A 13749-nucleotide genomic window follows, 5' to 3' on the forward strand; every position below is an offset into this window, starting at 1 on the left:
ATATATAAAGTCTCTTTATTCACAAGCCCGGAAACCCATGCTATACTGAACATAATTGAACTAATACATTCAAAAATTTATTGAGGTTAAGTAATCAAATTTTTTATGATGAAAATTCTCAAAAAGTATTATAATCATCAAATTTTAACTTATAAGATAAATTTTAAATGCAGTATACCATACAATGCGTCAAAAGAATATGATTCCTTGAAAGGACTTTCCAACTATGACATCCAATATTGAATTAGATATATATCAAAAAATCGGAAAAGCCTTAAAAGACATACGTCTGGAAAAGAAATTAACCCTCCAACAGATTGAGAAAATGAGCGATCAATATGCCACCAGGATTTCTAAAGCAGAGAATGGTAAAGTAAACCTCTCCATCGGTTGGATTATTCATTACTGTAACGTTCTCGATGTTAACCCTTCCGAAGTATTCACAAGAGCTTTTGCTGAAGACTTTAAATCTAAGCAGCTAGATATACTGTTCGATAAATTTGAAACATATAAGTCATCGCAATCATCCAAAGAATAGGTATCCATCCGTTAATCGATGGATACTTTTTTTGTTGAAAAAATGATGGATTGATGGATGCAGAAATAAATTGATAAAGGAAAAGTCTAAATACGTATACAGATATGTAATGGCAGACTGGACAATTAAGAAGTATTGAACGTAAATAGGTCATAGACCCTTGGTCTAACTGCATTTTCAACTGTTTTTAATGTTTCCTGTAACAATTCCATAGCTACTGCATTGTCCTTTTCCTCTAGCATGCTATTGATAGCCTCATAATAGATTGCACGATTCGTCTGGTTGTAATTTAAGGCACATTGAAGAAGCACAGAAACAGAAGTTAATCCCGTTTGTGCCTTGCAGCCTTTTCCTTTTGATCTCATCATTATTTTTGTCGATTGCTTCACTACCTCGTTAAATGTGCTTCGTGATATACCGATCTGTTTACACAACTGATTTTGTGTGGTCCAAATGACTGGACTTGAAGTGCTTGCTTGTTCGTTGATAAAAGCTAAAATATCCGTCTCCCATTCATCATAATGACTTCGTTTCCGATCTTTTCGTGCCTTTTTGAATTTGTGCCAACCATTACTCGACTGGATATTAACCTCTTTTCCACTCCCCCACTCTTCTAAGAGTTGTTGTATGTAGGATGAATGGGGACCTTTAAAGCGACCTTTATAAGCGCTGGCTACTATTTTTCTAACCTCAGAATGTTTAAGTGGTGCATGTAATGACGAATTAACCTCATCTAGCAAGTTAAACGTATTACTTTCTTCTTTTCCAGCACTGTAGCAAGCAAGTGCCAATGTAAACAAAAGATTGTCTCGCCCTATTTGCCCTGCTTGTCCTTTTACATGTTTTGCAGCGAGTAATTGCTGGAACCACTCTTCTTGGGTAACATCATGCATGGCTTTCTGTTCATGAACCACAAACAAGTGTCGTCCATGATCATCGTCTTGTCGTCTAGACCATTCGATCAAACTCCCAAAATCAAATGTCATTTCTTTTGAAAACCAACGAATATTTTCATCTTTAGGTATTCTAAAAAAGCCAAAGTCATTGCAAGAAACATCCACACCCTGCAAAACTTTCGCTAAACTTTTTTTTATATTTTCTGATATACGCTTGGCAACTTTTAATCCACGATAATTATTTTTATTCGAAATAAATAAAGGCTTGTCCAATACAAAATAAACTTGAAAACCTTTTGGTGTTTCCAAGATAAGTGTAGGGACTCCGATACTTTGATCCAACGCTGCAGACAAAATTTCTGTATAAGATTGTCTTTTCGAATCAATATCTACAACAAATGTATTAATTTGTTGTAGATTCGTCTCCACATGGCCTTTTATGTATTTTCGATGCTCATTAGTATATGTGCCATAGTTAAATATATTTGGTGTCCAATGAGAAAGTGACTCGCTGTCTTCTATAACGGATTCTTTTGACGTTATAATATAACCTTTTACTCCTGAAGAAGAATGTAAGTCTTCTTTGGAACGTGTCACAAAGACAACACCTTTTTTATTTCGGCTATATGTCTCATCTTCATTCAATCGGTTTGGTAAGGATGCGCGTGAACCGATCTTTTTATATTTCATTAATCCTTCGTGCAAAATTAAATCAAACAATAATGTCAAATCTTTCACTACGCATCTCCTTCCTTTGTTATTAATTCCGAGTATTTTTAGAATCTCTCGAACTATTAACAAAGTATAGAAGATAAAAAACCCTTGTACAATAAGGGTTTGAGCGTTTTTCGAAAGCTGTCTACATGTATACAAATATACATGTAGACCCATATACATGTAGACAAATATACTTGTAGACTCATATACATGTAGATAAATCTATCCATATACATGTAATCACGTATACAAATATACATGTAGACAAATCTACATGTATACAAATAGGAATAATATTTTATAGGAGAAATTGTTGTTATATAGGGATTTTTTTGTTTCTCAAGTTCTAAATTCCAACAATTTCTTAAAACAAATAAACTACGTTTTTTACTTTTCTTCATTCATATACATATCTACTTGTAGACTTGTATACGAATATACTTGTAGACTCGTATACATGTAGACAGATTTACATGTATACGAGTCTACATATCTACATGTATATTCGTATACAGCTTTTTAAAAAGGATGAGTTAGCGTATGCTATCCCATCCTTTCCTGTTTTATTTCATTTTTCTCTTATAAAGTTCCAATATAATCTCAAATTGCTTTCTCTCGTCTTTGGTTAAAATATTCGTCAAATAGTCATTAATCAGTAAATCTGTCACCTCATCGACTGTCTGTGCAATACCTAACGTCACAAGAGCGTTGAGTTTGCTTTTGGTACTCATATTCACCCGAACCGTAGTGGATTTTTCAGCAACCAGATTACTGACCGTCGTTTTCTTAGGTACCGATACTGGAGTAGATTCAGGTTCTTGCACTTTCTCTGGAACTGTTTCCAGATCTTTAATATTAAATGTATTTTTAGGCACGACCGTCTGGCTTCTCTGAATTTTTCCAGGCTGTTTTTTTCTAAGTAAATCAGACATCTACAACCTCTCCATTCTCAGTCGGTGTGTGTTCTCCATTAATAGCAATATCCAGCCGTTCAACAAACTCCCTAGCAACCTTTGTATAACTTTCAATAACGTTTTTATCATGCATGTCATTTTCTGTGATTCCTGTCATGTCAAAACGTTTTAATCTCTCCATTTGTTTAACCACATTTTTAAAAATATTGTGATCTCCAAAAATTTCTTTCGCTGTATCTAATGTTTGAATATCAACCGCAGCCCCGTTCTTCCATAATACAGGGAGTATACCTAAAATATCTAAATCTGCATCATAATCATCGATTAGTGTCTGTAAGTAAGTAGTAAACCCTTCCGCACCTTGTAAACTTCTTTCTTGTGTTTGTAATACCACGACTACAAAGTCTGATGCATATAAGGCTGAATCGGTAATGATCGAGATGGTAGGAGGAACATCAATAAAAATGAAATCATAGTCTTCTTTTAATGGCTCCAATAATGTTGAAAAGAACTGCACACGGTCAATTTCTTGAGGAAATTTCTTTTCCAATAGTTTAGGATATTGTGCAAAATCGCTAAAACTAGGAAGCAAATATAAATTTTCTTTTATCTCGGTAACAATCGAGCTTAAATCTTCCTCTTGAATAGCCGACATTAATGTTTTTTCATACGTTACAATATCATCTTCAATTGTTGCTTTTGTTCTTAAAAATAGACTCGTAGCATTGGCTTGAGGGTCTTGATCACTTAATAATACTTTATATCCTAGGTTTGCCAGACAGTAAGCGATCATCGTACTATTAGTCGTTTTACCAGTGCCACCTTTAAAGTTTCCAAATGTAACGACTTGGCATGATGCGTTTTTCATGAAGAGTCCTCCTTTAATTAGTAAATTATGTTTTATATTAATGTATACTTGTAGACACATAGAAAAAACTGATAATTTAAAAGTAACACTAGTAATATATAATTGCAATATAATCTATGATATTTATTGATATTATTAGCTTTTAAATTATTTTTTCATTTGTATACATGTATATTAATATACATGTATACTTGTATATTCGTATACATGTATATGAAAAACCCCTAATTCTATTTTGAATTAGGGGTTTTGGTAATATTTATTTCGTTTATTATAAAGTACTCTTAGATGCCTTTATCAGCTCACCAATTTGTTGGGGAGACAGACTTAACACCTTATGAATGGATTCGATCACATTTTCGCGAGGTCTATTTACTGATAACTCATCTACTAACTGATTAAACTTATCACTTATTATTTGCTTATCCATGGATGCCTCCTACTTTTTATGCCCACCAAGTAATTTAGACCTCTTCACTGCAGTTCCAGCATCCGTATAAGAAATAGCTCGAAGTAGTGCGGCGGAGCCATATCTATTACGTATACTATCCATCGCAGTTGCAAGCTTCCGATTCTTCCACTTTTCTTTTTCAAATAAGCTTAACTGCATAGAGTGCTCATCTTCTAATTTAGTGATGGTCACTGAAAGTTGTCTAACTGGTTTTTGGGTATAATTTTCTTTGAACAACTGCTTACATACTTCATAAATTTTCATCGTGTCATTCGTCGCTTCATGTATGGTTCTAGATCGACTAAAACCTCCACCGAAAGCATTCTTACTATAACCTAACCCGAGAGAGATTGTACGTGCAGCCTGATACTTATCCCGTGCACGTTTTCCGACATCCTCACACATTTCCAGAATGACCGCTAAAACCTCTTCTTTCTTGTAATAATCCCGCATAAGTATCTGACTTTTACCGTAGCTTATTTGTTTATCTATTATGGGTGCACCAAGTTCCGATAAATCAATACCGTTAGCATGATAAAGGAGTTGATTCCCCATAACGCCAAAGACCGATTCAAGGGTTTTTAAATCAGAGTTAGCCAGATCTCCCACTTTAAAAATGCCCATTTTGTTAAGGTTTCTTTCCATATTGGGACCGATCCCCCACATTTCGGATAAAGGGGAAACTGGCCATAGCTTCGTTGGAACATCATTAAAAGTCCATTTTGCAAAACCTGTCTTCTTTCCTTCCAAATCAAGGGCTAGTTTTGCCATTAACATATTTGGTCCCATACCAGCTGTACTGTTTAATTGAAGTGTGTCTAGTATTTCACGTTGAATTTTAATAATTGTTTCCTCAGGTGGACCCCACAATTTCTCGGTTCCAGTAAGATCGATAAAACTTTCATCAATCGAATAGACATGTACTGCCTCTGCAGGCACATATTTGTGGAGGATTTCCGTTACAGCCATCGACATATTTAAAAAATATCCCATCATGGGTTCAAATAATTTAATCTCCGGGCTGTTGGGTATTTCAAATAAACGCGTTCCAGTTTTTACTCCAAATCGTTTCTTCATGGCTGGACTTGCGGCTAAGACTACACTTCCTTTTTGATCTAAGCTTCCCACAACTGCAATAGGAACCGTTTTAACGTCTAGATCATGTAGAACTGCCATACAGCTAGCATAGAAACTCATCATATCAATGCAGGCGATGGAGCGATTCGGAACCTTGCTATAGTCAATCATCGGTATAGCCCAGATTATCGTTTTCGTCCTGTTGTTGTTCCCTCATTAAACAGCGCCTCTTTCTTTAGGAAACACGGGAGCAACTGCGAGTACATTATCGATTAGAAACGTTCTTTTCGCATGTTGGTTAAAACAATAGGCGTGGAATAGATCACCTTGAACCTTAATGATTTTCACTTTTCGCTTACTAATTTCACCGGCTTTGGAAAGATACATCAACTCAACCAACCATCCATGCTTCAAATACTTTAACAATTCACTACGCACATTTGTTCGCTCCTTTTCTCTTCATTATATGCGAACGTATGTTTTATATCCATAGAAATTATTGTTAATTAAAGAGATAAAATTGTCTCTCAATAAGCAAAGCACTGGTCATATAATGCCTTAACAAAACAAAAGAAGTAGTCAATAGCATGCCAAGATCAGTAAGTCCCTAAAAAGAAAGAACGCTAAAATCAGCGTTCTTGTATTAGGGCATTTTTTCGATTTCTCTCGCCATACGGAAACGCCAAGGGCGTGCGTTCCCTTCAACATTGTGCGTTCAACTAAAGCAATCAGCCCGGCAGATTCTGCCTACCACTCTGCTATCTAAGTTTCACCTAAAAATGCAAGGACCGTTAAATTTTTTTTGCTTAACGGTTACTCCTACAAAATAAATTTAAGCTATTGCTGTGCAATTCCTTGTCATTTTTATTGCTGCACATGTTTACATGGCATGCCAAGAAATCGGAAAAAATTCAGCCTTCCGACTTCGATTGCGGCTCACAAAATCCAAAAAACATAGGAGGAAGTAAAAATGACAAAATTCAATCCAATCTTTGAAATCGTTCGTATCAAACAAGAGGTTCGCGAAAATCATGAGGCAACAGAAGTTTATAAGGTCCGGAGTCCAAGGGATTGTGGCATGTTAGCAGTAGATTTAATAGGTAGCGAAGATAGAGAAGTATTGCTTGTATTATGTTTAAACACAAAAAATGATGTTGTAGCCATCCATCGTTGTCATGTAGGTTCTCTAAATTCAAGCATAGTACATCCCCGGGAAGTATTTAAGTCAGCAATTCTCAACAATGCTGCAAGTATCATCATTTCACATAATCATCCTTCATTTAATTGTTCGCCAAGTAGTGAGGATATTGAAGTCACCAAACGCATACACGAAGCCGGTATACTGCTAGGAATCGAACTTCTTGACCATATTATCGTGACACCAAGTACGTTCTTAAGTCTAAAAGAAAAAGGATATATGTAAAACAAGAGGGGAAATCCCCTCTTGTTTATCTTTTGATAAAAACACGGCGGATTAACTTTGAAAGTTTAATCCGTCGTGTTTTTCTAAATAATAGATCCAAATACTTTTTTAGTTGATTTAAAAAATCTGCTATTTCAATACTATATATATCTAATGTGCATATATTATTAAAAAATCAAAGGGTGAAAACCATGAATGAAAAGACTAGAAAAGATAGTTGGACGGTTGAAGAAGACAATCTTCTTAAAAAGATTATTTTAACCAAGATTGAGCAAGGATTAACGCAAATTTCTGGTTTTGAAGAAGCAAGCACCTTGTTAGGACGAACCAAACAAGCTTGTGCATTCAGATGGAATAAAAACCTTCGCCCATTCCTAATAAAGAAAGAAGAAACCCCTAAAAAGACAACAGTTAACGAAAGTTTTGTTTTACCATCTATTAAAAACCATCTGGAGCTAGCAATGGAAAGCTATGGCGAGCTTGAACAATCGTATGCTCATATCTCTCAAGAATATAACTTGTTGAAAAGAGATTATGAGCAATTAGTGAATTGGGTAAAGCAAGGAATTACGCAAATAGATAAAGAAAGCACACTATCTTAGAATAGTGTGCTTTCTTTATCTATTTTAACGGTTTTGATATATCAAAGTGACCGATTATTTCGGAAAGCGAATATTTAACTAAAGCACGACGTTAGTTGAAAATCACCTTCTCATTTATTACACATTATGGTCGTATTACGTCTCAATAATCTTCTAATATGGTTGTTTACATAAAGTGACTAGGCCCACTCTTCAACTCCATACCAATGTTGAAATCTAAATCGTTAATAGAACGAACAAAGGCTAGTTCATCACACCCATATAATCCAGATGTATTAATATTGTTGTATTCCACTACTTTTAGGCCATTCTTTGTTTCCGCTACGTCAATTACAAATGCCTTGGCTAGTGGAAATCTATCAATCATTTTTTTTGTATATTGCAAAATGTCCTTAGAGGGTTTTCGAGTAGTATCTATGTTATTTCCTACCTTATAGCTTGAACCAGTAACAATTTCTTGATTCACTACGAAGAAACGATATTCTGCTTCTATTTCTTGTATGGGTGAAATCATTAAAGATTGTCCGATATAAGGGCTATTTTCGTTCTTGCTTTCACGTTCTTTCCAAGATAAAAAATCCTCTTTTGTTACTGTCATACCCGGAATTAGCTTTGTATTTCCGGTAGGTCGAATAAAGAATTCGTCCGCCATCGGTTCAAGTTCTGACAGTTCGCCGATTACAAAATGCTGATTTAACAATTCGCTACCTAATACATCACGAAACACATCAAATTCAAATTGTTCATTCATGAATGAACCCGGTTCTAACTCCATATCTTCTGCTATCTCGGCAAAAGTCTTAGAGCCATAGACCATGACTGGCTCATTTAAAACATATTCTTGTATTACCTTCCCTGAGTTATCCAGCGGCATCTTATTTTCCTTATCAATAACAGAAAGCGTTTCATCTTTATTTACTCGAACCAGTAAATAATCAATAGAGCATTTCTCTAACGCATTTGCGATTCGGATACTATTTGCTGAGCTGTTTAAGAACTCCTGTACCAACCATTTCATGTTTAAATTCACCTGTTTTCTCTTTATGGATTTTCTATCTAAGTTTGGTCTAACTGCACTAACAAGAATGGAAGTGCACTGGCTAAAGCGATAGCAATCTCTTTTTTATTACTAACTATTTTATCTGATATAAATAAAATTATTAAAATCAAGAAATTGAAAGCTGATTAAATTTCAGGTTTTTTAGTACGCTATTGCGACATAAAAACTCCCATTTTCTTGTTCAACTAAACTGCAGCGTTACTTTAAGTGAAACCTTTCACAATTTATAACTATTTTACTATAAAAATCCAACAAAAAAAACACCTCTCAGTCCAGAGAGGTGTTTTTAACGTTCTTTTATAAATATCAGTAACCTACTTTAATGTTAAGTTACCAACTTTAATATCAGGTTACCAACTATAATGTAACTGTCCAATAATTGTCCAGTTACATCATAGTTGGTAACCCCAAAAATCAATAGAAGCAACGAAATATGGATGTTTCAAAAAACTTTAATTTACATCATAGTTGGTAACCCATTCAATGCCGCTTTATGGTTTTTACATTATAGTTGGTAACCCACTGTCTTTCTTAATGTTATGTTTTTAGTTTTACAATATACAATTATTTTTATATTGTTTGACTAGTTCGAGAAACGAATATTCAACTAAGCACCTGTTAGTTTAAGTGCATTGTTTCACAAAAATACTTTAAATTTTGCTAATTGCCAAGAGCTATTTTCCTTATGGTTAATAATTCCGTTTAATCATTAGGGAAATAAATTTGAATCCAATCTAGCCATTTTCCTTTAAGTGAAGAAATCAGTTCTCCGCCCCCAAAGGTAATAGAACCTTAGTGTGAAGCCTAGATAATCCAATCCAAAACTTTATTGAACCAAAACCTTTCGCCATAGCCATCCCTTTCTTTCTTGTTAATAAATTCGGTATGTTCTACCATTTTTTTCTAAAGCTTAAATTAGGTTTAAGATCAAGAACTTTCATAAAAATTACTTCAAAACTGTAAAAAATCAGATTATCCAACCTATTACCAATTACATTTCCTTTTTTAAAAATCAATCAGATAGCTATTTTCGTATTCAATTAACCCCCCTCTTAATAAAAAAAGTAATTATCAAAGTAACTTATTCTAAACCTATCTGAAGAATATTCCCATCTGGATCAGATAAAAAGAATACTCTTATATTATTTTCTCTTCTACTCAGAACTTTAAAGTTCTCTGACTCCAATAATCTATAGTAATAGAATATTTTATATGGATTTTCTTCCTTTATTGCTAATGAAAGCTTTTTAATCGATACAAAACTATCAGAGGGATTTTTAAATGAACCATTATCAGTTTCCCTTAAATTCATTCTAATTCTGTGAAGAGATGTCTTTATCGATTCATTACTTACCCTTAACATTTGAGATATTTCTTTTGAACTGAATTGAAAAACGTCCTTTAATGTAATTAACATTGCTTGTCGCAAAGGTAGTTTGTAAAAGAGGATTTCTAATAAACTATCCCACTCGGGGGAATGATAAGAACCTGCAAAAATCTCTGTTCCTTCTATTAGAATTTCAGACTTTTTCCGTTTACCATCAATGAAATGATTTCTTGCTGTTTTGTACAAAAACGATAAATTTAAGTCCCTCTCAGAATCTCTCAGAAAAGCTTTATAGCATTTAATAAAAGCTTCTTGTACCAAGTCTTCAGCGTCCCATTTATTGTTGGTTAGAGTAAGACAATACCTATATAATTTATCCGTATGATCCTCAAGTTGTAGTTTCATAAAAACCTCCTTGAACTAAATAATAAATTTTTGTAACTTTTCATTTATTATAATCGTTAGTAATATGAAAAATAAACAAGGAGGAAAAATTATGTTTAAAGTAGGCGGGATTTTCATTCCAGTAACAAATCTTGAACGTTCAAAGAAATGGTATGAAAAAAACTTAGGATTAATAAAAGTTGATGAATGGCAGGAAGAGGGACAAGATTATGGAGTTGGCTATATTTTTAAAGGTGACACTGTAGGGCTAACCTTAATTAAAGTCGAAAAACCACAGGTAACGGAGTTTTCAACAATCGGGAAAAACAAAAATGTTTATTTTAATTTTTTGGTAGAAGATATTATGCCTGCTTATGAACAGCTCAATAAGAATGGAGTCGAGACAACAGAAATCCATGATTACGGTCTTATGAAGGGTTTTGACTTTGTAGACCCAGATGGAAATTCCTTTAGTGTTGTTAGTGAGGAAAAGCATTCACCTTATCATCCTGAAAACTTACTTAACTTATAAGATAAGAACTAAAAAGTGGACTTCATTTATTTTGGTCAGTCCACTTTTTAAAACCATATTTTACAAAAACGACTCCTCCATCTACAATCGTTCATAAACTAACCTGTACCGTTAATTCAAGAAGAAAAAGCTTTCCTTACAGGCAGCCACTTGTTTAAGTAAACCAGCTAATAGGATGTCAATATTTTTCTTTAAAATTTGTATTAATCTTATGATATACTATTTTGTGCATGACAAATAGCCCTCCAAAAACCTTCTGGAAGGTTTTCTCTTAATTACTTGTAACCAGTAATTACGCTATATCCTGGAAAGATTCTTTTCTATTTAATAAAGCATAAACCCAATGAAGCAGTTTGTTTATGCAGGCTACTATTGCCACTTTGGAAGGCTTTCCTTCTGATTTCTTCTTGTCATAGAATTCTTTCAGCTTTTTGTTTCTTGAGCTTCTGATACCGCACAATACGGCAAGATACAAAGCATGGCGCAATCTACTCGAACCTCGTTTAGTAATCCGATTGGTTGTGGCGGTGAACTTTCCTGATGAGTAAACACTGGGATCCACTCCCGCAAAGGCAACCAGTTTTTTCGGATGACTAAACCGATCGATTTCACCAACTTCGGAGATAATCGTTGCAGCGATTTTTTCTCCGATCCCTGGAATTGATTGAACAATCTCGTAATCTTCTAATTCATTTGCCAAGGTCACTATACGAATTTCCAACTCTGAAAGATGCCCTTGGTACTGAAAAAGCATTTCAATATACATTTGAAGATTGATCAAATGACTGTGATACACGACTTTTTGAAATGGATTTCGAGATGCGGAATCCATTAATTTTTTGGCCTTATCCAATGCCCATAGACTAGACCGTCTTGGACAAAACTCCATCACACATTCCGCTAACTTACTTTCTCCAGCCGCTAGTACATCTTCTGAAGTAGGATATTTCTTTAACATCATTAAAGAAACCTTCGAATAAAGATCTCCAAAAACCTTGCGGTATTCAGGAAACACTTGATCTAAAATAGTGTGAAACTGCAGTTTCGCTTCTACATACATATTCGTCACAATCTCTTGTTGTCTGGAAAGATTTCTAAGGTTTAATAATTGGATTCCTCTGTTTTTATGAGGTTCAAAATCTTCTTTGTAATAAAGCACACACAACTGATACGCATCAATCGCGTCTGTTTTTACCTTTCTTAAACTAGATCTCTTCGCCTGATAAGAAATGATCGGGTTAAGCAAAATATATAAAACTTCATGGTCCTCCAAGTATTGAATAACAGGAGAATGATAATGACCTGTAGATTCTAAAATGACCATAGGCATTTGCCCAGTCATCCCTTCAATCTCCTTTAAAAAGCCTATAAAACGGTCTAACTCCTCTTTTGTATGCTTCATAGAATAACTCTTTCCAAACGGCTTCGATTTATCTAAAAACGCCTGAACTTGGCTCTCTCCTTTAGCCACATCCAGACCAACTACTGGGTTCATTTAGCTTCCTCCTCTGACTTCTCTCACCAGTACCCCTATTCCTCCATGTAGTATCATAGCTTCGCTTGTTATACGAGATCTATGTCCCAACCAGCCTCAAACATGTTTCTACAAGTAGGGGGTGGACAGTTTAGTTCACGGGATCATTGTCCCACGCACCCGTACGGCCTACCCTGGCTACTGATATATTAAATCCTATAAAAATAAGGTCAACCAGTAAAAACTGGTTAACCTTATAATACGAAGCACCCGTTAGCCATCCATGTAGCGCAAAATCAGCGCTACACCACAGAGAATGAAAATGTGAAAACCTGGGTATAGGATACTACGGCTGGGAGAGGAAGGTCGATGAACTATGGTGCCATAGAGCCCATCCGTTAGTCTGACTCCAACGACCACGGTGCATCACAGACTGTCGCTCCCTTACGGGAAGCACTCATGGGAGATTAATCCTACTCTGGTTATTGCACCAGCCTCCAATACTATTTGCCGTAGAAAGGATGATTACAATGGAAGTAATCATTGAACGTGCTTGTGGAATGGATGTCCATAAGGATTCCATTACTGCTTGTATTATTACCCCAAAAGGAAAGGAGATTCAAACGTTTTCCACTAAAACTGTATTTCTATTACAGTTAATTGACTGGATTAAGGAGCATGATTGTACTCACGTAGCAATGGAAAGTACAGGTGTATTTTGGAAGCCTATTGTTAACTTGCTGGAAGCCGAGAGCATTGAGTTTTTAGTAGTGAATGCTCAACATATGAAAGCAGTACCAGGTCGCAAGACCGATGTAAAGGATGCAGAATGGATTGCCAAACTTCTTCGTCACGGTCTACTTAAAGCAAGTTTTATTCCTGACCGAAATCAGCGTGAATTACGGGAGTTAGTTCGATACCGTCGAAGTATTATTGAAGAGCGTGCGAGACAACATAATCGGATTCAAAAGGTTTTAGAAGGAGCGAATATCAAACTCGGTTCCGTTGTCTCCGACATCATGGGTGTTTCGTCGCTTGATATGCTTCGTGCTATCGCCGATGGCGAAAATGATCCTGAGAAATTAGCCAGCTTTGCCCGCCGATCAATGAAGAAGAAAAAGAGTGAACTAGAACTAGCTCTTCGAGGGTATATCAATCCACATCAACGTCTCATGTTAAAAACCATTCTGGTTCATATAGAATTTCTAACTGAGCAGATTGAGCTATTAAACGAAGAGGTCGCTACAAGGTTATCCTCCCATCAAGAAGATATAGAACGATTGGATTCCATTCCTGGCATCGCCACTCGAATGGCCGAACAAATCTTAGCCGAAGTCGGTACAGATGTGGAGAAGCAATTTCCCAGTTCGGCGCACTTATGTTCCTGGGCAGGATTAGTACCTGGACATAATGAAAGTGCGGGCAAGAGGAAATCAACCAACATGAAAAAAGGAAACAAGTACTTGAAATCGGCATTAATTGAAGC

Annotated in this window: 14 protein-coding genes; 5 read left to right on the top strand and 9 right to left on the bottom strand. The window is 35.4% G+C overall.

Features of this window, described 5'->3' with window-relative positions; translation table 11 throughout:
* Nucleotides 1-226: 226 nt before the first annotated feature.
* The gene (locus MKY37_RS21850) at nt 227-538 is read left to right on the top strand and encodes a helix-turn-helix domain-containing protein (protein WP_340780315.1); all 312 of its coding nucleotides are present in this window, start codon (nt 227-229) and stop codon (nt 536-538) included.
* A gap of 125 nt (nt 539-663) precedes the next feature.
* Here MKY37_RS21850 and MKY37_RS21855 read toward each other — a convergent pair whose 3' ends face one another.
* From MKY37_RS21855 to MKY37_RS21880, 6 genes are all read right to left on the bottom strand, one after another.
* A complete protein-coding gene (locus MKY37_RS21855; protein ID WP_340780316.1) occupies nt 664-2172 on the bottom strand; it encodes a primase C-terminal domain-containing protein in 1509 nt (502 codons plus the stop codon).
* Between the two features lie 542 nt (nt 2173-2714).
* Nucleotides 2715-3083, bottom strand: coding sequence for a DUF5388 domain-containing protein (locus MKY37_RS21860; protein WP_340780317.1), 369 nt, complete (start codon nt 3081-3083; stop codon nt 2715-2717).
* Entirely contained in the window at nt 3076-3933 is an 858-nt protein-coding gene (locus MKY37_RS21865; RefSeq protein WP_340780318.1) for a ParA family protein, read from the bottom strand. Before MKY37_RS21865 ends, MKY37_RS21860 begins: the two co-directional genes overlap by 8 nt.
* Before the next feature lie 271 nt (nt 3934-4204).
* Nucleotides 4205-4363: a hypothetical protein gene (locus MKY37_RS21870; protein WP_340780319.1), complete on the bottom strand. Its 159-nt coding sequence runs from the start codon at nt 4361-4363 to the stop codon at nt 4205-4207.
* A gap of 9 nt (nt 4364-4372) precedes the next feature.
* Complete coding sequence (locus MKY37_RS21875) at nt 4373-5632, bottom strand: Y-family DNA polymerase (protein WP_340780320.1); 1260 nt, start codon at nt 5630-5632, stop codon at nt 4373-4375.
* Between the two features lie 45 nt (nt 5633-5677).
* Complete coding sequence (locus tag MKY37_RS21880) at nt 5678-5899, bottom strand: transcriptional regulator (protein ID WP_340780321.1); 222 nt, start codon at nt 5897-5899, stop codon at nt 5678-5680.
* 532 nt (nt 5900-6431) lie between these two features.
* On the opposite strand from MKY37_RS21880, the gene MKY37_RS21885 reads away from it, so the two are divergent.
* On the top strand, nt 6432-6884 hold the full coding sequence (locus MKY37_RS21885) for a JAB domain-containing protein (RefSeq protein WP_340780322.1): 453 nt from the start codon (nt 6432-6434) through the stop codon (nt 6882-6884).
* A gap of 191 nt (nt 6885-7075) precedes the next feature.
* Nucleotides 7076-7486, top strand: a complete 411-nt coding sequence (locus tag MKY37_RS21890; protein ID WP_340780323.1) for a hypothetical protein — start codon at nt 7076-7078, stop codon at nt 7484-7486.
* 166 nt (nt 7487-7652) lie between these two features.
* On the opposite strand, the gene MKY37_RS21895 is transcribed toward MKY37_RS21890, so the two are convergent.
* Both MKY37_RS21895 and MKY37_RS21900 read right to left on the bottom strand, forming a co-directional pair.
* Nucleotides 7653-8504, bottom strand: coding sequence for an ATP-grasp domain-containing protein (locus tag MKY37_RS21895; RefSeq protein ID WP_340780324.1), 852 nt, complete (start codon nt 8502-8504; stop codon nt 7653-7655).
* A 1123-nt stretch (nt 8505-9627) separates the two neighbouring features.
* The gene (locus MKY37_RS21900) at nt 9628-10278 is read right to left on the bottom strand and encodes an RNA polymerase sigma factor (protein ID WP_340780325.1); all 651 of its coding nucleotides are present in this window, start codon (nt 10276-10278) and stop codon (nt 9628-9630) included.
* A gap of 64 nt (nt 10279-10342) precedes the next feature.
* Between MKY37_RS21900 and MKY37_RS21905 the strand changes: the two genes are divergently transcribed.
* Nucleotides 10343-10789: a VOC family protein gene (locus tag MKY37_RS21905; RefSeq protein WP_340780326.1), complete on the top strand. Its 447-nt coding sequence runs from the start codon at nt 10343-10345 to the stop codon at nt 10787-10789.
* A gap of 292 nt (nt 10790-11081) precedes the next feature.
* Here the strand turns inward: MKY37_RS21905 and MKY37_RS21910 are convergent, their stop codons facing one another.
* Nucleotides 11082-12284, bottom strand: a complete 1203-nt coding sequence (locus MKY37_RS21910) for an IS110 family transposase (RefSeq protein ID WP_340780327.1) — start codon at nt 12282-12284, stop codon at nt 11082-11084.
* Between the two features lie 509 nt (nt 12285-12793).
* Here MKY37_RS21910 and MKY37_RS21915 point away from each other — a divergent pair.
* A partial coding sequence (locus tag MKY37_RS21915; RefSeq protein WP_340780328.1) for an IS110 family transposase occupies nt 12794-13749 on the top strand: 956 nt, incomplete at its 3' end.

It is taken from the genome of Psychrobacillus sp. FSL K6-2836 (assembly GCF_038003085.1).
Taxonomy (GTDB): domain Bacteria; phylum Bacillota; class Bacilli; order Bacillales_A; family Planococcaceae; genus Psychrobacillus.